19 protein-coding genes are annotated in these 23,542 nt (G+C 38.1%); 7 read left to right on the top strand and 12 right to left on the bottom strand.

Annotation, left to right across the window (positions count from 1 at the left end; genetic code table 11):
- Nucleotides 1–19: 19 nt before the first annotated feature.
- From carB to BUA97_RS12185, 4 genes are all read right to left on the bottom strand, one after another.
- Nucleotides 20–3,199, bottom strand: a complete 3,180-nt coding sequence (gene carB / locus BUA97_RS12200) for a carbamoyl-phosphate synthase large subunit (RefSeq protein WP_072998445.1) — start codon at nucleotides 3,197–3,199, stop codon at nucleotides 20–22.
- Between the two features lie 63 nt (nucleotides 3,200–3,262).
- Nucleotides 3,263–4,318, bottom strand: a complete 1,056-nt coding sequence (locus BUA97_RS12195; protein ID WP_072998442.1) for a serine hydrolase domain-containing protein — start codon at nucleotides 4,316–4,318, stop codon at nucleotides 3,263–3,265.
- A gap of 221 nt (nucleotides 4,319–4,539) precedes the next feature.
- Nucleotides 4,540–5,619: a carbamoyl phosphate synthase small subunit gene (locus BUA97_RS12190; RefSeq protein ID WP_072998440.1), complete on the bottom strand. Its 1,080-nt coding sequence runs from the start codon at nucleotides 5,617–5,619 to the stop codon at nucleotides 4,540–4,542.
- Nucleotides 5,620–5,760: 141 nt separating this feature from the next.
- Nucleotides 5,761–6,663: an aspartate carbamoyltransferase catalytic subunit gene (locus BUA97_RS12185; RefSeq protein WP_072998436.1), complete on the bottom strand. Its 903-nt coding sequence runs from the start codon at nucleotides 6,661–6,663 to the stop codon at nucleotides 5,761–5,763.
- Nucleotides 6,664–6,906: 243 nt separating this feature from the next.
- On the opposite strand from BUA97_RS12185, the gene BUA97_RS12180 reads away from it, so the two are divergent.
- Entirely contained in the window at nucleotides 6,907–7,368 is a 462-nt protein-coding gene (locus tag BUA97_RS12180; protein WP_072998434.1) for an Lrp/AsnC family transcriptional regulator, read from the top strand.
- 129 nt (nucleotides 7,369–7,497) lie between these two features.
- On the opposite strand, the gene argH is transcribed toward BUA97_RS12180, so the two are convergent.
- The 8 genes from argH to BUA97_RS12140 form a co-directional block, all read right to left on the bottom strand.
- Nucleotides 7,498–8,802 carry an argininosuccinate lyase gene (gene argH, locus BUA97_RS12175; RefSeq protein WP_072998432.1) on the bottom strand — a complete coding sequence of 435 codons (1,305 nt, stop codon included), beginning with the start codon at nucleotides 8,800–8,802 and terminating at the stop codon, nucleotides 7,498–7,500.
- 313 nt (nucleotides 8,803–9,115) lie between these two features.
- Nucleotides 9,116–10,198 carry a M20 family metallo-hydrolase gene (locus tag BUA97_RS12170; RefSeq protein WP_072998429.1) on the bottom strand — a complete coding sequence of 361 codons (1,083 nt, stop codon included), beginning with the start codon at nucleotides 10,196–10,198 and terminating at the stop codon, nucleotides 9,116–9,118.
- On the bottom strand, nucleotides 10,173–10,964 hold the full coding sequence (gene argB, locus BUA97_RS12165) for an acetylglutamate kinase (protein ID WP_072998427.1): 792 nt from the start codon (nucleotides 10,962–10,964) through the stop codon (nucleotides 10,173–10,175). Before argB ends, BUA97_RS12170 begins: the two co-directional genes overlap by 26 nt.
- A 127-nt stretch (nucleotides 10,965–11,091) precedes the next feature.
- Nucleotides 11,092–12,069, bottom strand: a complete 978-nt coding sequence (locus tag BUA97_RS12160; RefSeq protein WP_072998424.1) for a Rossmann-fold NAD(P)-binding domain-containing protein — start codon at nucleotides 12,067–12,069, stop codon at nucleotides 11,092–11,094.
- 126 nt (nucleotides 12,070–12,195) lie between these two features.
- Nucleotides 12,196–13,359 carry an aspartate aminotransferase family protein gene (locus BUA97_RS12155; protein WP_084081319.1) on the bottom strand — a complete coding sequence of 388 codons (1,164 nt, stop codon included), beginning with the start codon at nucleotides 13,357–13,359 and terminating at the stop codon, nucleotides 12,196–12,198.
- 230 nt (nucleotides 13,360–13,589) lie between these two features.
- Nucleotides 13,590–14,555, bottom strand: coding sequence for an N-acetyl-gamma-glutamyl-phosphate reductase (gene argC / locus BUA97_RS12150; protein ID WP_084081318.1), 966 nt, complete (start codon nucleotides 14,553–14,555; stop codon nucleotides 13,590–13,592).
- A gap of 292 nt (nucleotides 14,556–14,847) precedes the next feature.
- Complete coding sequence (locus BUA97_RS12145; protein WP_072998418.1) at nucleotides 14,848–16,041, bottom strand: argininosuccinate synthase; 1,194 nt, start codon at nucleotides 16,039–16,041, stop codon at nucleotides 14,848–14,850.
- Nucleotides 16,034–16,612: an N-acetyltransferase gene (locus BUA97_RS12140; protein ID WP_072998415.1), complete on the bottom strand. Its 579-nt coding sequence runs from the start codon at nucleotides 16,610–16,612 to the stop codon at nucleotides 16,034–16,036. The genes BUA97_RS12145 and BUA97_RS12140 overlap by 8 nt, the downstream gene beginning before the upstream one ends.
- Nucleotides 16,613–16,772: 160 nt before the next feature.
- Between BUA97_RS12140 and BUA97_RS12135 the strand changes: the two genes are divergently transcribed.
- The 6 genes from BUA97_RS12135 (at nucleotide 16,773) to BUA97_RS12110 (ending at nucleotide 23,503) form a co-directional block, all read left to right on the top strand.
- On the top strand, nucleotides 16,773–17,198 hold the full coding sequence (locus BUA97_RS12135) for an IS1/IS1595 family N-terminal zinc-binding domain-containing protein (protein ID WP_072998413.1): 426 nt from the start codon (nucleotides 16,773–16,775) through the stop codon (nucleotides 17,196–17,198).
- A 116-nt stretch (nucleotides 17,199–17,314) separates the two neighbouring features.
- A complete protein-coding gene (locus tag BUA97_RS12130) occupies nucleotides 17,315–18,694 on the top strand; it encodes a porin (RefSeq protein ID WP_072998411.1) in 1,380 nt (459 codons plus the stop codon).
- Nucleotides 18,695–18,723: 29 nt separating this feature from the next.
- A complete protein-coding gene (locus BUA97_RS12125) occupies nucleotides 18,724–20,304 on the top strand; it encodes an MFS transporter (protein ID WP_072998409.1) in 1,581 nt (526 codons plus the stop codon).
- A gap of 36 nt (nucleotides 20,305–20,340) precedes the next feature.
- Nucleotides 20,341–20,568 (top strand): DUF6814 family protein, encoded by a 228-nt coding sequence (locus BUA97_RS12120; RefSeq protein WP_072998407.1) that lies wholly within the window; start codon nucleotides 20,341–20,343, stop codon nucleotides 20,566–20,568.
- A 72-nt stretch (nucleotides 20,569–20,640) separates the two neighbouring features.
- On the top strand, nucleotides 20,641–20,835 hold the full coding sequence (locus BUA97_RS12115; protein WP_072998404.1) for a hypothetical protein: 195 nt from the start codon (nucleotides 20,641–20,643) through the stop codon (nucleotides 20,833–20,835).
- Nucleotides 20,828–23,503 (top strand): ATP-binding protein, encoded by a 2,676-nt coding sequence (locus BUA97_RS12110; protein WP_072998403.1) that lies wholly within the window; start codon nucleotides 20,828–20,830, stop codon nucleotides 23,501–23,503. Before BUA97_RS12115 ends, BUA97_RS12110 begins: the two co-directional genes overlap by 8 nt.
- Nucleotides 23,504–23,542: the final 39 nt, after the last annotated feature.

The following is a 23,542-nucleotide window of genomic DNA, read 5'->3' as shown; positions in this document are numbered from 1 at the left end:
CTGTTTTTTACGTTCAAACCTACATCGCCTCCATCTTAAACGTCATACTCTCTATCACTTTCAGAATCGCTTCCACAGTGTCCATTGAGGTCAGGCAAGGAACACCATTTTCCACACTCATTCTTCTGATTTGGAAACCGTCTCTTTCAGATTGTTTTCCTTTCGTAGTCGTATTTACAACGTACTGAACTTTTCCTTTCTGGATCAAATCAATCAGATTCACGTCTTCTTCTCCGATTTTATATCCGATTTTCGTCTGGATTCCTTTTTCTTCAAAATACTTCGCAGTACCTTCCGTCGCCCAGATTCTGAACCCGATCGTATGGAATCTCCTTGCGATTTCCGAAGCTTCTTCTTTGTCCTGGTCAGCAACTGTGAACAGGATGGAACCATACGTCGGAACTTTTCTTCCAGCGCCTATTAAGCCTTTGTACAATGCTTTTTCAAAGGTCGAATCTTTCCCCATCACTTCACCGGTTGATTTCATTTCCGGTCCGAGTGAGATATCAACTTTCGTTAATTTACTGAATGAGAAAACCGGAACTTTTACAAAGATGCCCTCTTTATTCGGAACGAGACCGGTTTTGTAGCCAAGGTCTTTCAGCTTCGTTCCGAGAATCGCTTTGGTCGCCAGGTTTGCCATAGGAACATCCGTGATTTTCGATAAAAAAGGAACGGTTCTGGAAGAGCGTGGATTCACTTCTATCACAAAAACTTCACCGTTGGAAATCACATATTGTATATTCATTAATCCGATCACATTCAGACCTTTTGCTAATCTCTGGGTATAATCTTCAAGCGTTTTGATCTGCGTTTCAGTCAGCGTCTGAGGCGGATAGACTGCAATCGAATCTCCGGAATGCACACCGGCTCTTTCGATATGCTCCATAATTCCCGGGATCACCGTCGTTTCGCCATCACAGATGGCATCAACTTCCACTTCTTTACCCGTGAGATAACGGTCAATCAAAACCGGCTGGTCTGGACTGGCTTCCACCGCATTTTCCATATAGTAAGCGAGTTCTTTTTCGGAGTAAACAATTTCCATCGCACGTCCTCCCAAAACATAACTTGGACGAACCAAAACCGGATAACCGATTTCATTGGCAATCACAATCGCTTCTTCTTTCGATGTCGAAGTTTTTCCGAGTGGCTGTGGAATTTCTAAGTCCTGAAGTGCTTTTTCAAATTTATCTCTGTTCTCTGCTCTGTCCAGATCTTCCAGCGAAGTTCCCAAAATCTGAACACCGTGAGCAGCTAATTTATCAGCTAGATTAATTGCTGTCTGCCCTCCAAACTGAACCACTACCCCTTTTGGTTTTTCGAGTTCAATGATGTTCATCACATCCTCTTCTGCCAAAGGTTCGAAGTATAATTTATCCGAAATAGAGAAGTCTGTGGAAACCGTTTCCGGATTGGAGTTGATGATAATCGCCTCATAACCCATTTGCTGAATCGCCCAAACGGAATGGACCGTTGCGTAATCAAACTCTACACCTTGTCCGATTCTGATAGGTCCGGAACCTAAAACAATGATTTTTTCTTTATCAGAAACTACACTTTCATTCTCATCTTCATAAGTACCGTAGAAATAAGGCGTTTCAGACTCAAATTCCGCCGCGCATGTGTCCACCATTTTGTAAACCGGCATTATTCCGTTGTCTTTTCTGAACTGGAAAACTTCTTTTTGAGTGGTTTCCCAAAGATGAGCAATATTCAAATCGGCGAAACCTAATTTCTTAGCTTTCAGTAAAGTTTCTTTATCAAATTTATGATCCGCAATCGTCTTCTCAAAGTCAATCAGTTTCTTGATTTTCCAGATGAAAAACTTATCGATTTTGCTCCATTCTACAATCTTTTCCCAATCGTAACCTCTCCGCAAAGCATCACCGATGATGAATAATCTCTCGTCATCACAAATGCGGATTCTTCTTTCGATTTCCTCGTCTGTCAGCGCATCCGCCTGTTTTTTCTTAAGACCAAGATGTCTCAATCCTGTTTCCAAAGAACGAATCGCTTTCTGCAAAGATTCCTCGAAGTTTCTTCCGATTGCCATCACTTCGCCCGTTGCTTTCATTTGGGTTGATAATCTTCTGTCTGCTGTCTCAAATTTATCGAAAGGGAATCTTGGAAACTTGGTTACCACGTAATCCAAAGCAGGCTCGAAACAAGCGTACGATGTTCCTGTAACCGGATTGATAATTTCGTCAAGTGTCAATCCAACTGCGATTTTCGCAGCGATTTTTGCAATCGGATAACCCGTCGCTTTACTCGCCAAAGCCGATGAACGCGAAACTCTCGGATTTACCTCAATGATATAATAGTTGAAGGAGTGAGGGTCTAATGCCAACTGAACATTACAACCACCTTCGATTCCTAAAGCTCTGATTATTTTTAATGAAGCATTTCTCAGCAACTGATATTCTCTGTCAGAAAGCGTCTGCGAAGGTGCCACCACAATCGAATCTCCTGTATGAACACCCACGGCATCAATGTTTTCCATATTACAGACCACAATCGCATTGTCATTGGAATCTCGCATTACTTCATATTCAATTTCCTTAAAACCGGCTATAGATCTTTCAATCAGACATTGTGTCACCGGAGAATATTTCAGTCCGAGTTCTGCAATCTCACGAAGTTCTGCTTCGTTGGAAGCAATTCCGCCGCCTGTTCCACCCATCGTAAAAGCGGGACGGACAATCACGGGATAACCCAATCCGTCTGCAAAATCCACTGCTCCTTGAACGGTATTTACAATGTCAGATTCAGGGACTGGTTCGTTCAATTCTCTCATCAATTCACGGAACAAATCTCTGTCTTCCGCTTGATTAATCGCTGAAAGTTTCGTTCCCAAAACTTCCACTTTACATTCTTCAAGAATTCCTGATTTCTGTAATTCTACCGCCATATTCAGTCCGGTTTGTCCTCCCAAAGTTGGAAGAAGCGCATCTGGACGTTCTTTGCGAATGATTCTGGAAACGAATTCCAGAGAAATCGGTTCAATATAAACTTTGTCGGCAATCTCCACATCCGTCATGATCGTCGCAGGATTGGAATTAATCAAAATCACTTTGTAGCCTTCTTCCTTAAGAGAAAGGCAAGCCTGTGTCCCCGAATAATCAAATTCCGCAGCCTGGCCAATGATGATGGGACCTGAGCCGATTACTAAAATGGTTTGTATATCTGTTCTTTTCATTTTCTTTGTTAGATGTTAAAGTCAGAAATTAAAATTCCGGACTTTTATTTTTTATTATAAATTTTATTTCACAAGGTCACTTTTGACAACCATATTTTTGATTTCCTGCTCAAAATAATAAGCGATATCAAAATCATCTGTTGCTTGATTTTCCAATACTGTGACCGAAATTTTTTTATCAGGATAATATAAATTAACCGCTGTAAATCCCGCTGGTGGAGAAAATCCAGTATGCCCGATTTCAAAAACATCAGCTTTATCATTGATTCTTAATCCATAGCCATAACCAATTGCTTTCTCGCTGAAAAGCGTATGAATATTGGTAATAGAATAATTAATCATTTTCTGATAACTTTCGTTTTTCAGAATTTTTCCGTTATGAAGAAGATCATTCCATTTTGCCAAATCTCTCGCTGTGACAATCAGATGACTTCCCGGATAAAGCTCAGATGAATAAGGAAATTCCTTCACCAGGTTCGTCCCGTTTTTTGTAATCGCAAAGCTGTTAACCAGTTTTTTTTGATTTTCCGAGTTAGGGTAAAAACAATCTTTCAGTCCACACTTAGCGAAAAGCTCAGTAACCAATTGCTCATAAGATTTTCCGGTTGCACTTTCTAAGATTCTTCCGAGTGTTCCATAACCAATATTCGAATATTTGAATTGAGCTCCCGGCTCAAAAAGCAGTTCATCTTTTAATTCCCAGGCATCAATCCCTGATGAATTGTTCAAAAGATGATGAACAGTCACTTGACCGGCCCAGTCGTATTTCAGATCTTTGAGATATGTATTGATGGGTTGGTCTGGATTGATCGTTCCTTTTTCAACTTCCAGCATCACCAGTGTCGCAGTGATTTGTTTGGCAATAGACATCGAGGAAAATGCATCATCCGGCTGAAGCTTTTCTTTATTATCAACATCTGAAAATCCGTAAGCTTTTTCATAGATACTTTTCCCATCTTTTGAGATCACCACCACGCCGCTGAATGCTCTGGGGTTTTTAGACTCGATTAAACTGTCGATCCTGAGAGCCAATGATGTTGGCTCTACTACCCTGGTCGGGTTACAGCTCAATAAAATGCCTGTGCCAACTGTAAGAAAAAATGGTTTGATAAAATTCATATTATATTCTGGATAAGCATTTTATTTATATTGACTTGTTTTAATATTCCGTTTATCTACTTCACTCGTCCGTTTGCTTACTTCATCAGTCCTTTCGTCTACTTAACTAGTCTGTTTGTCTACCAAACTCGTCCTTTTGTTTACCTAACTCGTCTGATTGTCTACCTAAGACCCCTGACAGTCTACTTAAGATGTTTTAGTCCGTAGTTATAAGGTTTTTACTAATTCTTATTTTTAAAATCTTCCATCAAGGTAATAAAGTCATCAAACAAATAATTCGCATCTTCCGGTCCCGGACTGGCTTCCGGATGGTACTGAACTGAGAAACAAGGATGGATTTTATGCTTAACACCTTCATTCGTCCTGTCGTTCAGAGCAATATGCGTCTCGATCAAATCTGTGTACTTTAGAGATTCTTGGTCAATCGCATAACCGTGATTTTGAGAAGTGATGGCCACTTTATTATTCTCCAAATCCAAAACAGGATGATTTCCGCCTCTGTGTCCGAATTTCAGTTTATAAGTCTTAGCACCACAAGCCAGACCAATCAACTGATGCCCCAAACATATTCCGAAAATCGGAACTTTCCCCATCAGTTTTTGAATCATCACCAAAGCTTCTGCGTTATCCTCTGGGTCCCCGGGACCGTTGGAAAGCATTATGCCGTCGGGATTCATCAGAAGAATTTCCTCAGCCTTTGTGTCATGAGACATCACAATAATGTCGCAGTTTCTCTGGGATAATTCGCGGATGATACCCAGCTTGGAACCGAAATCCACCAACACTACTTTCAATCCTCTTCCAGGACTGGCGTAAGGCGTTTTTGTAGAAACCTGCTCCACCTGATTTGTAGGGAAATTCGTCGATTTTAATTCTTCAACCACTGCATTTTCATCCGCATCAGCGTTCACTATTTTTCCTTTCGTAACCCCTTTGCTTCTAAGGATTCTGGTCAGTCTTCTGGTATCAATTCCTGAAATCCCTGATAAGTTTTTCTTTTTGAACAGCTCATCCAGCGTGATTTGGGTTCGGAAATTGGAAGGAAAATCACACAATTCTTTGACGATTAAACCTTTGATAGCAGGTTCAATGCTTTCGTAATCATCCCTGTTGATGCCATAATTTCCAATCAAAGGATAGGTCATACAAACGATCTGTCCGCAATAACTCGGGTCCGAAATCAGTTCCTGATAACCTGTCATTCCTGTGTTGAAAACTACCTCACCCGCTGTTCCCTGCTCCGCCCCGAAGCTTTCGCCGTGAAAAACTTCGCCGGATTCTAATATTAATTTCTTTTTCATTTACTTTTTATAGATTTAAGAATGAAGAAGTCTTGATTCTTGATTCTTGATTCTTGATTCTTGATTCTTGTTTCTTTTTTCTTTTTTCTTTATTTCAATTTTTACTCAAAAAAAACACGCCCGAAAGCGTGAATCAATATTTTAATTTTTGGAGTCGGTGAATTTGAATCCTCTGTTTTCTAAATCATATTTAAGGATGGCCATTCTCGCAAAAACACCGTTTTGCATTTGCTTGAAGATTCTGGACCTTTCACATTCCACAAGTTCCGAATCAATTTCCACACCTCTGTTGATTGGCGCCGGATGCATAATAATAGCATTTGGTTTCATCTTCGCTTCCCTTTCCTTAGTAAGCCCGAATTTCTTCAGATAATCCTCAGATTTGAAATTGAAACTCCTTTCGTGTCGCTCGTGTTGGATTCTTAATAACATCAAGACGTCCACTTCCTTTACCAGATCATCGAACTGCATATAAGTTCCGTTCACCAGCATCCCTTCGTCAAACCAGAATTCTGGCCCCGAAAAATAGACTTTTGCACCCAGTCTTCTGAACAACCCTGAACCCGAATTTGCCACACGGCTGTGTTTCACATCACCAACGATTCCTATTTTCAGACCTTCAATCTTTCCAAATTCCTGAATAATGGTCAAAGCGTCCAGAATTGCCTGTGAAGGATGACTTCCCACGCCGTCTCCAGCATTCACTATACTCAGTTTTGCATCCTGCAATGCATCATAATACCGCTTCTCCGGATGTCTGATAACCGCCACTTCCACACCGATGGCTTCCAAAGTTTTGATTGTATCCAACATGGTTTCGCCTTTAGCAATGGAACTTTTATCAACTTCAAAATCGATAACCTGAAGTCCAAGTTTCTTCTGAGCAACTTCAAAACTCGTTTTGGTTCTTGTGCTGTTCTCAAAAAAAAGATTCGCAGCGAAAACATCACCTTCAACTTTGCTGATTTTCCCATCTGCAAACTGTTGTGCTTCTTCTAAAATTTTCTCAATACTCTCGGTGGAGGTGCGGGCAAGCTTAATCATATCTCAAATTTTTAAATAAAAAAAACGAAGCCTAAAAAGACTTCGTTAAATATAAAAAATATTGTTGTTGTCGGCAAATTTGCCAATTTTTTTTCTCGTTAAATTCTTTATCAGATTCATCGGGTGCAAAGATACCAATATTTTTAATATTATGAAATCTCTTCCAAAATATTTTATGTTAAATCAATGAACATCTATTCTTGTCAAATTTTTTCTTTACTTTTGAAATAATGATTCACCATTATGAGTTTGGATAATAAAGACAAATTAATACTTTCGCTTCTACAAGAGGATTCTACGTTATCTGTAAAAGAAATTTCCGAAAAAATCGGACTGACTTTTACGCCCACTTACGAACGCATCAAAAACCTTGAAAAACAAGGCGTTGTAGAAAAATATGTTGCAATTCTGAATCGTGAAAAACTTGGCATCAACATCGTGGTTTATTGTAATATCCGTCTGAAAGAGCAATCTCAGAAAACTTTGAAAGAATTCGAAGATTATATTTCCAAATACGATGAAGTTCAGGAAATCATCAGTCTTTCCGGCGAATATGATTATATGCTGAAAATCCTTGCTAATGATATCAATTCTTATAATGATTTTACTGTAAATATCATTTCCAATAGTCCTCATATTGGTCAGTACCACAGTTCCATCGTCCTCCACGAAGTTAAAAAGACTACTAAGTTTAAGTTGGATTAATCGTTTAATCGCAAAGGCGCAAAATCGTTTTTTTGATGCTGTCAAAAGTCGCAATCTTCTTAGCGAAGTTAAAGCTTTGTGCCTTAAAAGCAGTTTAATTTTCAATTGCTTTGTGCCCTTGCGATAAATCTAACCCAACAATTTGTCCCGGATTTTATTGAACTGATATTCAATTTCATCGAGGCAAAGATTTCCCAGACTGCCTTGATGCGTGTGATTCAGTTCTTTGTAATCGTAATCAAAAACCTTATTTTCAATCTCTTGTCCAATTTGGATATAAGCATCTCGGAATGATTTTCCTTTTTTCACTTCTTCGTTGATTTTTTCTACGCTGAAGATGTATTTGTATTTTTCATCGTCCAGAATATGGTCTTTCACTTCGATATCTGGAAGCGTGTAAATCAATATTTCTAAACATTCTTTCAAAGAATCAATTGCTGGGAAAAGGATTTCTTTGGTTAATTGCAAATCTCTGTGATATCCGGACGGCAGATTATTCGTCAGCAAAATCAACTCATTTGGCAATGCCTGAATTCTGTTGCATCTTGCTCTCACCAACTCGAAAATATCGGGATTTTTCTTGTGTGGCATTATGCTGCTTCCCGTTGTAAATTCTTTCGGAAAGCTTATAAAATCGAAATTCTGAGTGAGATAAAGACAAACATCGTAAGAAAATTTGCTTAAAGTTCCAGCCAAAACCGACAATGAATTGGCCAGTAACTTTTCCGACTTTCCTCGAGTCATTTGCGAGTAAACCACATTATGATTCAAAGTTCTGAAACCGAGTTTATAAGTCGTGCTTTCCCGGTCAATTGGAAAAGATGAACCATAACCAGCGGCGGAGCCGAGTGGATTTTTATTGATGATATTCTTGGTCGCAAACAGCAATTCCAAATCATCCACCAGAGATTCTGCATAGGCTCCAAACCATAATCCGAAAGATGACGGCATTGCCACCTGCAAATGCGTGTAACCAGGCAATAAAACGTTTTTATGAAGATTGGCTTTATCTTTCAGGATTTGAAAAAACGAATCTGTGAGTTCTGTAATTTCTCGGATTTCGTCAATTAAGTACAATTTGATATCCGTCAAAATCTGATCGTTTCTTGACCTTGCGGTGTGGATTTTCTTTCCGGTTTCGCCGAGTTTTTCGATGAGAATCGATTCGATTTGTGAATGGATGTCTTCTGCGGATTTATCGATTTCGAAGTTTCCTTTTTCGATTTCCGAAAGAACTTCTTCCAAAACGGAAACAATCGCCTGCTCTTCATCGAGACGAATCAGTCCAACTTCTGCCAGCATTTTGGCGTGAGCAACAGAACCCAACACATCATATTTTGCTAATCTGTCGTCAAAGTCCAAATCTTTCCCGACTGTGAATTTGCTAACCAAATCATTGGTTTTTATATTGTCTTTTTGCCAGATTTTTTTCATTTTTTTACATTTTTAACGCATACTTCGCCTACGCTCAGTACGCGAAAAGATTTTTTTTAATTTTATTGAAAATATTTTAAGGTTCGCAAAGGCGCTTACGCTCATCAAAGGTTTAATTTCTATGTTCGTTAGGTTTCCTATGGAATGACAAACTTTGTGATTATAACCTTCTTTTCTTTTATGCTGAATCTGCAGCCCGACTTGAGCGGAAATCCTTTTTTGCCAAACTTCAAGTTATATTTAAACTGAAATCGTCGTGCAAAAAAGATTGGGAGCGGAAGGCGGATAAAGCTGCCCAAATCCTTAAAATTATTTATAATATTTTTTCTAATATCTTAATGTAAATATCGATGCCTTCCCGGATTTCATCGATGTAAACAAACTCGTCTGCGGTGTGCGAACGGAGACTGTCGCCAACGCCCAACTTGACCGACGTACACGGAATAATTGCCTGGTCAGAAGAGGTCGGCGAACCGTAAGTTGTCCTGCCCAAAGCCAATCCCGCCTGAACGAACGGATGACTGACATCGATTTTTGAGGAATTGAGACGGAATGACCTCGGCGTCAATTTCGATTGCATCTGCGACTGGATGATTTCGAAAACTTCCCGATTCGTGTATTCGTCTGTCACGCGGACATCCAATGTGAAATTGCATTTTTCGGGAACCACGTTGTGTTGCGTTCCTGCGTTGAGAACTGACAAGGTCACTTTCACTTCGCCTAGATAATCGGAAACCTTTGGAAATTTGAAACCCAGAATGTTCTGCAAATCCTTCATACATTTCACAATCGCATTGTCATCGTTCGGATGCGCAGCGTGAGAAGGTGTTCCGGTCATTTCGCCGTCAATCACCAGCAAACCTTTTTCTGCAATCGCAAGATTCATTTTCGTCGGTTCGCCCACGATGGCCAATTCGACATTCGGAAGTTGCGGAAACAAAGCTTCGATGCCGTCCAGACCAGAGATTTCTTCTTCAGCCGTTAAAGCAATCACCAAATTGTGCGACAAATCTTCGGCTTCATAAAAATAAAGAAATGTCTGCGCCATCGCCACCAAAGATGCGCCTGCATCGTTGCTTCCCAAACCGAATAATTTCCCGTCTTTCTCCACCGGAATAAACGGGTCCAAAGTATAAGCTTTGTTCGGTTTTACCGTGTCGTGATGCGTATTCAGAAGAATCGATGGTTTGCCGGCATCAAAATGTTTGTTGGTTGCCCAGATATTATTTTTAAAGCGGTTGACTTTGATTTGATGCTCATTGAAAAATCCTCCTATAATGAGCGAAACGTTATATTCGTCACGGCTTATAGACGGTGTTGCTATGAGTTTTTTCAGCAATTTGACGGCATTTTCGGATAATTCTTCTCTGCTAAAGACAGATTTCAGTTCCTTCATTTCCTAATTTTATTTGGTATGAGAGTTTTTTTTCATTGATAAGAAACACTTTCTGAACGCCATTTTCCTTGGCTCGGAAAGCATTTTCGAGTTTTGGTAAAATTCCTTTGTGGAGTTTTCCAGCGGATTTTAATTCAGAAAATTCTTGTTTGTTGATTGTTTTCAGATTTGAATTCTCGTCTTCAATATTTTCCAAAACCCCATTTTTATCGAAGCAGAACAGCAATTCTGTATCGAAATGTTTTGATAAAGCCTGAGCGACAGTTCCGGCAATCGTGTCTGCATTGGTGTTGAACAGATTTCCTTTTTTATCGTGAGTGATTGCAGAAAACACCGGAACCAAACCCAGATTTATCATATTCATGATCAATTCGTGATTGATACTATTTTCATTGATGTCGCCAACAAATCCAAAATCAATTTCCGGATGATGTCGTTTTTCAGCTTGAATCATATTGCCATCGGCTCCGGAAAATCCAATCGCATTGCAGTTGAAACTTTGCAGCTTGGCTACCAGATTTTTATTGATTCTTCCGGCATAAACCATCGTCACCAACTTTAAAGTTTTCTTATTGGTGATTCTTCGTCCGTCAATCATTGTTTGTGTGATTTTCAGTTTTTCAGCCAGCGTTTCGGCTAATTTTCCTCCGCCGTGAATGAGGATTTTTGCACCTTTTATTTTTGAAAATTGCTCAAGGAAAGCTTTCAATGATTTTTTGTCATCGATTAAATTTCCTCCGATTTTTATGATATATAGTTTTTGCATTATTTAACGCAAAGAGCGCAAAGGTTTTTATTAATTATTGAAAATATTTTAAGTTCGCAAAAGCGCTTGCGCTCAGCTAAGTTTTGAACCATAAAAGGCACAAAATATTTTTGTAGTTCTAATCCAATTATTTCTTTTGTGACTTTTGTGGTTTATCTAATTCATCCAAAATTTCAGAGAAAACCACTTGAGCTGAGAAAATTCTATTTTTCGCCTGCTGATAGATGATTGAATTATCGCCGTCCATCACTTCATCGCTTAACTCAAGATTTCTACGAACTGGCAAGCAATGCATTACTTTTGCCTGATTGGTTAAAGCCAATTTTTCATTCGTTAACATCCAATCATCTTCAACTTCCAGTACTTTTGCATAATCATCAAACGACGACCAATTTTTCACATAGACAAAATCCGCATTTTTCAAAGCTTCATCCTGATTATGAATCACAGGCGTATCTTTTGTGAAATTTTTGTCCAAATCATAACCTTTAGGATTTGTGATTACAAAATCAACGTCCATCTGTTGCATCCACTCTGTGAAAGAGTTTCCAACCGCCTGCGCAATCGGTTTGATGTGTGGCGCCCAAGTCAAAACCACTTTTGGTTTGCGATTTTCTGTCCAGTTTTCTGTAATCGTGATGCAATCCGCCAAACTTTGCAATGGATGACGCGTCGCCGATTCCAGAGAAATCACGGGAACTTTGGCGTGTTTTAGGAACTGGCTGAGAATACTTTCATTCACGTCATCTTCCTTATTTTTCATCCCAGCAAAACATCTAACAGCAATGATGTCGCAATATTGATTCAGGACTTCTATCGCATCTTTGATGTGTTCAACTGTATCGCCTTTCATCACCGTTCCGTCAGCGAATTCCATATTCCAGGCTTCTTGCGCGGCGTTGAGAACTAAGACGTTTAATCCTAAATTCTGAGCAGCAGTTTGGGAACTTAATCTTGTTCTGAGACTGGAATTAAGGAAAACCAAACCAATCGTTTTTCCTTTGCCTTTGGTTGTATTTCCTAGTGGATTTTCTTTTATTTTTAAAGCCTTTGCAATGATTTTTTGCAAATTATCTATATCGTAAACCGAAGTGAAATTTTTCATTTTATTTAATTTTATCGCAAAGGCGCTAATTATTTTGTGTAATTCAACTTTTATAAGTCGCAAATTTCAACATACAGTTTTTGTGACTTTACAACATTATAATTATTGACTTTTTGTGCCTTTGCGTTATTTTAATTCTACTATTTCTACATCAATTGCTTTCAAAGTTTTTTCTAAAGCATTGATGAACAAATTGGACTCTTTTTCGGAAATATTGAGTGCTGGTAAAATCCGAAGAACATTCTTGTGATTGGCATTTCCGGTGAAAATAAAATGCTCAAAAAGCAATTCCTTCCTAACATCTTCACAAGCCTGATCAAGCTCGATTCCAATCATCAGTCCACGCCTTTTGATGTTTTTGATGTGAGGAAAATGTTTAATTTTTTCTTCAATGTAAGCGCCGATTTTTTCCGAATTCTCAATTAAATTTTCTTTTTCGATGACTTCTAAAACCGCTAATCCGGCAACACAAGCGAGATGATTGCCGCCAAAAGTCGTCCCAAGCAATCCGTAACTCGCTTCGAACTTTGGACTAATCAAAACACCGCCAATTGGGAAGCCATTTCCCATTCCTTTTGCGACCGTGATTAAATCCGGTTTGGTGCCGAATTCCTGATGCGCAAAGAATTTCCCGGAACGTCCGTAACCTGACTGAACTTCATCTAAAATTAAAACTACATCGTTTTCCCTGCATAATTTTTCAATCGTCAAAATGAAATCTTTCGTCAACAAATTGATTCCGCCAATGCCTTGAATTCCTTCAACAATCACCGCAGAAATCTCGTTCTGATTTTCAGCAAAAATCTTAACTAATTCTTCCGAATTATTGAATTCACATTTGATGAAATTTTCAGACACATTGACTGGCGCAATGATTTTTAGATTGTCTGTCACGGCAACAGAAGCAGAAGTTCTTCCGTGAAAAGCTTCTGAGAAATAAATGACTTTCTTTTTATTATTGTGAAATGAAGCCAGCTTCAAAGCGTTTTCATTCGCTTCTGCTCCAGAATTACATAAGAATAACGAGTAATCTTCGTAACCCGATAATTCTCCCAATTTCTTAGCTAATTCTTCTTGAATTTTGTTCTCCACAGAATTGGAATAAAAACTGATTTTCTCCAATTGATTTTTCAGTTTTTCAACATAATGTGGATGATTGTGACCAATAGAAATCACAGCGTGACCGCCATAAAAATCAAGATACTGCTGTCCGTTTTCATCCCAAAGGAAAGAACCTTCTGCTTTGACAGGATTGATGTTGAAGAGTGGATATACGTTGAATAAATTCATAATTTTTATAATTGATAATCGATAAATGATTATTGATTAATTTTTATTTTGAACACGAAGCTCACAAAGTTTTTCATTCTACTAAATGTTTTTAATTTCACAAAGCCGCTTCGCTTAGATAAGCTCAAAACATCAATTGATTATCTTTATTAACAAACGCTTCGACTCCGCTCAGCTTGACAATTCTAATATTATCCGTTGTCAGTCTGAGGTTCTCGAAGACTATTAATTTAAAACGCTAATGGTTTTAGATTTAACCCTAAATTTTGCTCCCAGCCATTGGCGATATTCATATTCTGAACCGCTTGTCCGGATGCGCCTTTCAGAAGGTTGTCAATCGCGGAATGAACTGCTATTTTATTGTCTTGTTTTTCGATTTGGATGACGCAAAAATTGGTATTGACAATCTGTTTCATATCAATCTGTTTCTCAGAAATTTTCACGAAAGATGAATCTTTGTAGAAGTCTTTATATAAAGCGTAAATTTTTTCCAATTCTAAATCGCAACTTATAATAGAAGTCGTGAAAATTCCTCTTGCAAAATTGCCTCGCCAAGGAACAAAATTTAGTTCTAGTTCTTGGTTATTCAGCGAATTAATTTGTTTTAAAATCTCATCAACGTGCTGATGATTTAGCGTTTTGTAGGCTGAAACATTGTCATTTCGCCAAGTGAAATGCGTAGTCGGTTGTAACGATTGTCCCGCTCCGGTTGAACCTGTAATTCCTGTTGTATAAATATCTTTCAACAGATTTTCTTTTGCTAAAGGCAACATTGCCAACTGAATTGCCGTTGCAAAACATCCCGGATTGGCAATGCTTTTCGCATTCCTGAGTTCATCAAAATAAATTTCCGGTAAACCGTAGATGAAATTTCGGTTTTTAAATTCTCCCTCCAATCGGAAATCGTTGCCCAAATCAATGATTAAAGTGTCGTCGGAAATCAGGTTTTCATTCAGCCAATTCTGACTTGCCTTGTGCGGAAGACAAAGAAAAAGAATGTCGGTTTGTGAAATTTCATTCGTCAAAACCAAATCACAAACTGACTCCAAATCCGGATATAAATCCGAAATTTTGACTCCGGAATTGGAACGGCTGAACAAAAACTTTAATTCAACATTCGGATGGAACGCGAGCAAACGAACGAGTTCGCTTCCTGTGTAGCCATTGGCTCCGATGATTCCGACTGATTTTTTCATTTTTATTTTTTAATATTTTTAACGCATACTTCGACTCTGCTCAGTACTCGCAAACTTTTTTTGATATGATATTTTAAGGTCTCAAAATCCTTCGACTCCGCTCAGGATGACATCTCTGATACTAAATGCTATTATCAACATTGAATTGCACGCAGCCCGGCTTGAGCGGAAATCCTTTTTTGCTTGTACTTAAGTTCTGTTTAAACTGAAATCGTCTGCAAAAAAGATTGGGAGCGGAAGACGGATTAAGCTGCCCAAACCTAACAACGTGGTTCGACCAAGTCAAATTATTCTAATTCAGTTTATTAACCTGATGATAAATATTGAGCGAGTTGCTGATGATTTTTGTAAAACCTTTGACATCGTCGCCACTCCAGGCTAGATTCTCTTCGCCGTAACTTCCGAATTTTGATGACATTAAATCATTTTCAGATTCGATTCCATTCAAAATAAAGCGATAAGGGTGAAGTGTGATAAACACTTTTCCATTCACAGTTTTCTGGGAATTCTGCAAAAACATTTCGATATTCCTCATCACCGGATCGAGAGAAAGCGCTTCGTGAAGCCAGTTTCCGTACCAGTCTGACAATTGCGATTTTATCGTTTGCTGGTATTTTGACAACGTGTGCTTCTCCAGCAAATGATGCGCTTTGATGATGATTAACGCTGCCGCAGCTTCGAAACCGACACGACCTTTGATGCCAACAATGGTGTCACCAACGTGGATATCGCGACCAATTGCGTAAGGTGAAGCCAATTCTTCAATCTTTTGAATCGCCAAAACAGAATGAGAAAATTTTTCGCCATTCACGGAAATCAGCTCTCCATTTTTAAATTCGATTTCCACGTTTGAAGGTTCTGTTTTCTCGATTTGAGAAGGGAAAGCTTCTTCCGGAAGATTATATTTTGAAGTTAAAGTTTCTTTTCCACCGACGGAAGTTCCCCAAAGTCCTTTGTTGATGGAATATTTGGCTTTTTCAAAATCCATTTCGTAATTGTGATTTTTCAGGAATTGAATTTCGTCTTCACGTGATAAACTCAAATCACGAATAGGTGTGATAATTTCAATATTCGGACACATCACATTGAAGATCAAATCAAAACGAACCTGGTCATTTCCTGCGCCTGTACTTCCGTGTGCAATCGCATCTGCATCAATTTTCAAGGCAACTTCGGCAATCATTTGCGCCTGAATCGTCCTTTCCGCACTTACAGACAACGGATAAGTATTGTTTTTCAAAACGTTACCAAAAATCAAAAACTTGACACAATCATTATAATATTTCTCCGAAGCATCAACAAACCTGTAAGAAGCCACGCCTAATTTTTCCGCTTTTTCTTTTAGCAAAACCTCATCATTTTTATTAAAACCGCCTGTATTAATAGTGACTGCGTGAACTTCGTAACCCAACGTTTCACTCAGATATTTGGCGCAATAAGAAGTATCCAAACCTCCGCTGAATGCCAAAACTACTTTCTTACCCATTGTTGTTATTTATAGATTCTAAATTTTTCTTTTTCTCTTGGTTCAGATTTTCAGGAACAAAAAGCATCGCTGTGCAAAGGCAGTTTTTACGTTCTTTCATCATCAGAATTTCATAATTGACACAGTTTTTGCAACCGTTCCAGAACTGTTCGTCTTGCGTCAGTTCCGAATATATGACTGGCTTATAACCGAGATTGCTATTGATTTTCATCACCGCTAACCCAGTCGTCAAACCGAAAATCTTGGCATTAGGATATTTTTCCCGGGACAAATCGAAGATTCTTTCTTTAATTTGAGTAGCCAAACCAACATTCCTAAACTGTGGCGAAACGATGAGTCCGGAATTGGCGACATATTCTCCGTTCGTCCAGGTTTCTATGTAACAGAAGCCCGCCCAGATTCCATTTTCGTCAATAGCGATAATTGAATTTCCTTCCAAGATTTTTTTAACAAGATATTCCGATGAACGTTTTGCGATGCCTGTTCCGCGTTTTTTCGCAGAATCCTCCATTTCGTTTCTGATTTCTTCTACATAAACCAAATGTTTCTCTGAAGAAACTTCTAATTCCATTAATATTATCTAAATTAAAGCGCAAAAATAGAAATAAACATCTACATAAAACAATAAAAAAGATAATATTATCTGTTAAATATATATTAACAATAATAATATCTTTAATCTAAAATAAAATATTGCTAAATTATTATACATTTGCTAAAAAAGTATAGTTATGGAAAACCAATGTCCTAAATGCAATAATCAAAACGTTTCAAAAAGCGGAGTCATCAAAGGAAAACAGAGATTTTTTTGTAAAAATTGCAACTATAACTTTACAGTCAAAAAATTAGGAAAACAAATTGATGATTATTATGTTACCAAAGCTTTACAACTCTATCTCGAAGGATTAAGCTTCCGGGAAATCGAGAGAATTATTGGAGTTTCTCACGTCAGCATCAGTTCGTGGATTAAGAAATACAATATTACCAGACCGCCACATTCAGAATTTCATCCTGTCTACAAAGTATTGAAACAGAATGAATTAATTGAATACATTTCGCAGGAAAGCAATCTTGAAAATTCCGGATTAATTATCACTCAATTTGCTGATAAATATATGTTAATCAAATGGGAACGTTTTAAAAAAGATTCAAGATAAAAACATAAATAAATAATAAACTATATTATTAGCATTAATATATATTAAATTTTCGTAAACAAAATATTAATAACAATTTGGCAATCACAAAATAAACACCAAATTATTATTAATAAATGAAAAAAATACTCACATTTGTAGGATTAGTCCTAATCGGCTCTTCTCTATATTCACAGGGTTCGCCTGATTATGGAAGTGGATTAAAATTAAATCTCAATCCGGAAGGCGACAAGTATGTAAGATTTATTCTTTGGAACCAAATCTGGTTGAGAAATACCGAAATGAATCCCGGAACGATGGTTTCTGACGAAGCCACAAAAAATTCCTGGAACATCGGAAACCGACGACTGAGAGCACTTGCTTACGCACAAATTACCAAAAGATATATGATTTTGATGCATTTTGGGATTAACAATCAGACTTTCATCAACGGTGGCGCGCCTGGAACAACTGGAACTGGCGGAAATGGAAATGGCAAAAAACCGCAAATGTTTTTTCACGATGCGTGGAATGAATACGCCGTAGTTTTACCTGGAGAAGCTGGAAAATTCAGTTTGAGTCTGGGAGCAGGTCTTCATTACTACATGGGACTTTCCCGAATGACAATGGCTTCGACACTTAATTTCCTGACTGTTGATTCTCCTATTTTCACCTGGCCTTTGATTGATAACTCCGACCAATTCGCCAGACAAATGGGAATGTTTGCCAAAGGAAAATATGGAAAATTCGAATACCGATTCAGTTTAAACAAACCTTTTGCAACCAATCTTACGCCCGTTGATGTGACAAATCCGGCAACAAGAGTAGCCGTTGACAACAATGGAAATCCTGAATTTTCAAAAGCCGGTTACGTTGAATATCAATTCTTGGATTCGGAGTCTAATCTTTTGCCTTTCAAAGTGGGGTCTTATCTGGGAACTAAGAAAGTTTTCAATCTGGGAGCCGGTTTCTACCATCAGAAAGACGGAACGAGAACTTCTGTTAATTCTCAAATCGAGAAACACGACATTGCGCTTTACGCTGTTGATGCTTTTGCAGATTTGCCATTAGGAAATGCGAAAAACAAGATGGCCCTTTCCGCTTACGCAGGATTTTACAATTATAATTTCGGTCCGAACTATCTCAGAAATCTCGGCATTATGAATATTGGAACTTCTGATCCTTCATTCGTTGGTGATAAAGCCATTGCAGGCGTAGGAAATCTTCAACCTATGATTGGAACGGGAAATATCTACTATTTGCAAGCTGGATTATTACTACCAAGTAATGCTGAAAAACCGAAAATCAGAATTCAGCCTTTCGCGGCTTATACAAATAAGAATTTCAAGGCTTTGGAAAATTCTTCTTCACAATTTGATATTGGAGCAAATTGGTTCATTGATGGTCATCACGCAAAACTGACGACACAATATTCAACAAGACCGACTTACACAAGCGCAAGTGCTGAACCAAAATCTAAAGGAGAATTCATCCTTCAATTCCAGATTTATTTATAAAAAATTTCAACCTCAAATCATAATATAAAATGAGCGATTCACATCACGAACAGTACGAAAACCTGAGCGACAAGCAGAAAAACCGCACCATTTGGAGCGTGATTATGGCGTCATCCCTCGGAACCCTTATCGAATGGTATGACTTCTATATTTTCGGAAGTCTGGCAGTTGTTTTAGCCACAAAATTCTTCCCTGCAGATAATCCAACAGCAGCTTTCTTGTCCACCTTGGCAACATTTGCAGCAGGTTTCGTTGTAAGGCCTTTTGGCGCATTATTCTTCGGAAGACTGGGAGATTTAATCGGAAGAAAATACACTTTCCTCGTTACGCTTCTCATTATGGGATTCTCAACATTTCTTATCGGATGTATCCCAAGTTATGAAACCATTGGTTTTATGGCACCTGTTTTAGTTTTAATCCTTAGACTTTTACAAGGTTTAGCACTCGGCGGTGAATACGGCGGTGCAGCAACTTATGTCGCAGAATACGCACAACCAGGAAGACGTGGTTATTGGACATCCTGGATTCAGACAACGGCAACGGCAGGATTATTCATTTCATTGATTGTTATTCTGATTACGAAAACATCACTTTCTACAGAAGAATTTGACAGTTGGGGATGGAGAGTACCTTTCTGGATCTCGATTTTGATGGTTGTGGTTTCTTATTTCATCAGAAAAAACATGAAGGAATCTCCATTGTTTGCCAAAGCTAAAAGCGAAGGGAAAACCTCTACAAATCCTTTGAAAGAAAGTTTCGGAAACAGGTTTAATTTTAAATTCGTTTTGCTCGCACTTTTCGGAGCTGCGATGGGACAAGGTGTGATCTGGTACACAGGACAATTCTACGCAATGAGTTTTATGCAAAAAGTAATGAACATAGACACGACACAGGTAGATTCCTTGATGGCTATCGGATTATTCCTGGGAACACCATTCTTTGTTTTCTTCGGCTGGTTATCAGATAAAGTCGGGAGAAAAGCAGTAATGATGACAGGAATGCTGATTGCTATTTTGGCTTACAGACCTATTTACAGCGCAATGTTTAAGTCTGTAGATATTGCCAAAAAAGAAGTTGCAGCAGGTGGAATGACAGAAAAAAGAACCGTGAAAGTTCACGATAAAGTAGTGACAGACAGCCTGATTACTTTCCATAAAGAAATTGCTTACACCGATGGAACTTTAATCAAAAAAGACAGTGTTGTCCATTGGTCGGCTGCCGGACCGGTAATAAAAGACGGAAAAGCAGAAGAACCTAAAGTCACAAAATCAATTAAAATCAATGATGATACGAAATGGTATCTGGTATTCCTTGTATTCATTCAGGTGATTTTTGTGACGATGGTCTATGGACCGATTGCGGCATTTTTGGTTGAGATGTTCCCTGTGAGAATACGTTACACATCGATGTCACTGCCTTATCACATTGGAAATGGTGTATTTGGTGGATTATTGCCGGCGGTCGCCACTTACCTTGTAACGACAGGAAAAGATGCCGGACACGAAGGCTGGTATCTGGAAGGACTCTGGTATCCGATCGGTGTTGCGGCAGTCTGTCTCGTGATTGGTCTGGTTTACATCAAAAACAAAAATCAAAATATCCACGAGTAATACTAGATTATTTATTAATTTTAAAACAAAGAAAAAATGGACAGATTAAAAAAAATATTAGGCATAGTTTGGCTATTACTGGCATTGGCAGTACTCTACTTCGGGCTGACAGTGATGGGAATTCCTAAACTAACCTCAGGAAAACAGGAAGATCTGGTATTTGGGATTATCATTGTATTTATCCTTTTGCCAATTGTTTCCGGAGGATTGGGAGTATTCGGATATTATGCACTGAGCGGTGATTATTCCGAAGAAAAATTATAAAACAAATCACTAAATTATAATTACAAAAACCACACAATTCCAATTTTGTTTTGTGTGGTTTTAAAATTAACAATGAAAAAACGACACGAACAAAAACTGATTCTTCTGAGCTTTGGATTGGTAATTCTTTTCAGTGCACCGTTGATTCTTTTGTTCAACAGTGCGAAAGAATTGTTCGGTTTTCCGATGATTTATATCTACATCTTCGGAGTGTGGATTTTCTCAATCATTGTTTCGTTTGTCATTTTCAAAAAGTACGATGAATAGCTACGCCTTATTTGCAGTTGTCATTCTCTATCTCGCCCTTCTTTTCTTGGTTGCACATCGCGCAGAAAAAAAGAAGAGCAAGATCTGGGTGAACAATCCTTACATCTATGCGTTATCGTTGGCTGTTTATTGCACGGCATGGACGTACTATGGAAGTATTGGTGTCGCAGTGAATGACGGACTCGATTATCTTCCGATTTACATTGGTCCGATTATCATTATTCCGGCATGGATCTATATCAACCGAAAAATTATCAGAATCGCCAGAATCAACAAAGTCAGCAGTATTGCGGATTTTATTTCTCTGCGTTACGGGAACAGTCGTTCGTTTGGGGCTATTATCACTTTGGTCTGTATTTTCGGGATTATTCCCTACATCGGACTTCAGATCAAAGCAATTTCTGAGACGTTTCATTTGGTAACAAACACGCCAATTTCTAAGAATATTTTTACAGATAACGCCACTTATGTTGTGGTTCTATTAGCCTTATTTTCATCCTATTACGGAACGCGTTACGTTGATGCATCTGAAAAAAGATTAGGAATCATCTCTGCCGTCGCACTGGAAAGTTTCTTGAAATTAATTTTCCTAATAGTTCTTGGAATCTTCGTTACATTTTTTGTGTTTGATGGGTTTTCGGACATCTATCAAAAAGCAAGTCAGTTCTCTGATTTCAAAGCTAAAAATACATTCTCCGGTTTGGAAGGAAGCATCAATTGGATTATTTTAAGTTTAATTTCTGCCTCAGCAATTTTCCTTTTGCCTAGACAATTTCACACAACTATTGTTGAGAACAGACAGGAAAAACATCTGAAAACAGCCATTTGGTTTTTCCCTCTTTACCTATTGATTTTCAATATTTTCGTATTTCCGATTGCCTGGGGCGGGCGAATTATTTTCGATGGGCATTCCGTCAATCCTGAGTTTTATTCGATATTGATTCCTCAACATTTCAATAACCAATTGATTACGGTTTTGGTTTTTCTTGGTGGATTAAGTTCGTCCATTTCTATGGTTATTATTTCGAGTATTACTTTGTCGATTATGCTTTCCAATAATCTGATTATTCCTTATGGCTGGCTGGATAAATTCAAATCCGATAATGATATTAATAACACTAAAAGCATCACTAACATTAGAAAAATCAGCATTTTTATCTTAATTGTAACAGCTTTTGTTTTTTATAAATTCTTCATTTTACAAAACAGTTTATATTCTGTCGGATTAATTTCTTTTGTTGTAATTTCCCAATTGGGACCATCATTTTTTGGAGCGATTTTCTGGAGAAGAGGAAGCTACAAAGGTGCAGTTATCGGATTGATTGGCGGATTGATTGTCTGCTATTTCGGTTTGATTATTCCGCAGTATTATTTTTCTTTCAACCAGGAATTCAAAGGATTTTTAAGAGAGATGTACAATTGGTTCAGCTTTTTCAACATTCCTTATCTGGACAGCATTTCTCAGATTTTCTTTTGGTCTATTTTGGTTAATATCAGTTTATTCACCATCATTTCAGTGAGTCAAAAAGGAGATTACCGGGAACGAAATTTTGCTGAAATTTATATTGATGTTGACAAATATATTCAGAATCACGAAAACGCCTTCATCTGGCGAGGAAAAGCATATGTTTCCGATATCAGAAATATTTTAGTCAAATTCCTTGGAGAAAAGAAAACTGAACAAGCACTGAGAATCTTCAACTTAAAATATAACATAGACACAAGAACCGAAACTGCCGATGCCAGATTCATCAAGTTCTCCGAGAATCTTTTATCCGGAAGAATCGGAACCGCTTCTGCCAAAATCCTGATTGAAGGCGTAACACATGAAGACAAAATTTCCCTCAAAGAAGTCCTAACCATCCTTGAGGAATCAAAGGAAAATATCAGCCTCAATAAAAAACTGACCGAACAAAGCCGGGAACTAAGACAATTATCTGATGAATTAAGTTCCGCCAACGAAAACCTCATTTTCAAAGACAAACAGAAAGATGATTTCCTGGATTCCGTCGCACATGAATTGAGAACGCCGATTACAGCGATCCGTTCTGCCGGAGAAATCTTAGCTGACGATGATGATATTCCATTGGACATCAAAAGAGAATTCCTCAATAACATCATCACAGAATCTGACCGGTTGAATGAAATTATCAATGACATCCTCTACCTCGACAAACTGGAACATGGCGAAATCGCTTTGAATATCAGCAAAAATAACATCCTAGAAACTTATCAAAAAGCCTTGAATCCTATAGGTCATCTATTGCGTCAAAAGAACATTCACCTGAGTGAAGTTAATCTTCTGACAAATACCAATTTTGACTATGATGAAGCCCGACTGATCCAGGTTTTTCAGAATATTTTGGGCAATGCTTTAAAATTTACAGATGAGGAAGGAACAATTCAGGCCAAATTTCAGGAAAAAGATGAGCAGTTGGTGATTTCGATTTTCAATACAGGAAAACAGATCCCGGAAGATGATTTGAATTTGATATTTGATAAATTTTATCAGTCCAGAAATCAGAATATCAGAAAACCTTTGGGAAGTGGCTTAGGATTGGCGATCTGCAGGAAAATAATGGAAACTCATAAAGGAAGTATCTCAGCAAAAAATATGGTAATCGGTGTTGAATTTCAAATGATACTAAAACGAAATATAGAAACATAAATAAAATAAAACAATGGAGAACCCGATAGGGTTCAATAA

It is taken from the genome of Epilithonimonas mollis, from assembly GCF_900142325.1.
Classification (GTDB): Bacteria; Bacteroidota; Bacteroidia; order Flavobacteriales; family Weeksellaceae; genus Epilithonimonas; species Epilithonimonas mollis.
This window is presented reverse-complemented; position numbering and strand designations above follow the sequence as displayed.

What these genes read in the sequence shown, in the direction of transcription:
- argC (WP_084081318.1), bottom strand. Translation starts at nt 14,555, where the DNA reads ATGAAAAAATCAGTCGGAATCATCGGAGCCAATGGCTACACAGGAAGC.
- BUA97_RS12120 (WP_072998407.1), top strand. Translation starts at nt 20,341, where the DNA reads ATGGACAGATTAAAAAAAATATTAGGCATAGTTTGGCTATTACTGGCA.
- BUA97_RS12145 (WP_072998418.1), bottom strand. Translation starts at nt 16,041, where the DNA reads ATGGGTAAGAAAGTAGTTTTGGCATTCAGCGGAGGTTTGGATACTTCT.
- BUA97_RS12135 (WP_072998413.1), top strand. Translation starts at nt 16,773, where the DNA reads ATGGAAAACCAATGTCCTAAATGCAATAATCAAAACGTTTCAAAAAGC.
- argH (WP_072998432.1), bottom strand. Translation starts at nt 8,802, where the DNA reads ATGAAAAAAATCTGGCAAAAAGACAATATAAAAACCAATGATTTGGTT.
- BUA97_RS12185 (WP_072998436.1), bottom strand. Translation starts at nt 6,663, where the DNA reads ATGATTAAGCTTGCCCGCACCTCCACCGAGAGTATTGAGAAAATTTTA.
- BUA97_RS12180 (WP_072998434.1), top strand. Translation starts at nt 6,907, where the DNA reads ATGAGTTTGGATAATAAAGACAAATTAATACTTTCGCTTCTACAAGAG.
- BUA97_RS12160 (WP_072998424.1), bottom strand. Translation starts at nt 12,069, where the DNA reads ATGAAAAATTTCACTTCGGTTTACGATATAGATAATTTGCAAAAAATC.
- BUA97_RS12130 (WP_072998411.1), top strand. Translation starts at nt 17,315, where the DNA reads ATGAAAAAAATACTCACATTTGTAGGATTAGTCCTAATCGGCTCTTCT.
- BUA97_RS12115 (WP_072998404.1), top strand. Translation starts at nt 20,641, where the DNA reads ATGAAAAAACGACACGAACAAAAACTGATTCTTCTGAGCTTTGGATTG.
- BUA97_RS12155 (WP_084081319.1), bottom strand. Translation starts at nt 13,359, where the DNA reads ATGAATTTATTCAACGTATATCCACTCTTCAACATCAATCCTGTCAAA.
- BUA97_RS12170 (WP_072998429.1), bottom strand. Translation starts at nt 10,198, where the DNA reads ATGAAGGAACTGAAATCTGTCTTTAGCAGAGAAGAATTATCCGAAAAT.
- BUA97_RS12140 (WP_072998415.1), bottom strand. Translation starts at nt 16,612, where the DNA reads ATGGAATTAGAAGTTTCTTCAGAGAAACATTTGGTTTATGTAGAAGAA.
- BUA97_RS12195 (WP_072998442.1), bottom strand. Translation starts at nt 4,318, where the DNA reads ATGAATTTTATCAAACCATTTTTTCTTACAGTTGGCACAGGCATTTTA.
- BUA97_RS12110 (WP_072998403.1), top strand. Translation starts at nt 20,828, where the DNA reads ATGAATAGCTACGCCTTATTTGCAGTTGTCATTCTCTATCTCGCCCTT.
- argB (WP_072998427.1), bottom strand. Translation starts at nt 10,964, where the DNA reads ATGCAAAAACTATATATCATAAAAATCGGAGGAAATTTAATCGATGAC.
- carB (WP_072998445.1), bottom strand. Translation starts at nt 3,199, where the DNA reads ATGAAAAGAACAGATATACAAACCATTTTAGTAATCGGCTCAGGTCCC.
- BUA97_RS12190 (WP_072998440.1), bottom strand. Translation starts at nt 5,619, where the DNA reads ATGAAAAAGAAATTAATATTAGAATCCGGCGAAGTTTTTCACGGCGAA.
- BUA97_RS12125 (WP_072998409.1), top strand. Translation starts at nt 18,724, where the DNA reads ATGAGCGATTCACATCACGAACAGTACGAAAACCTGAGCGACAAGCAG.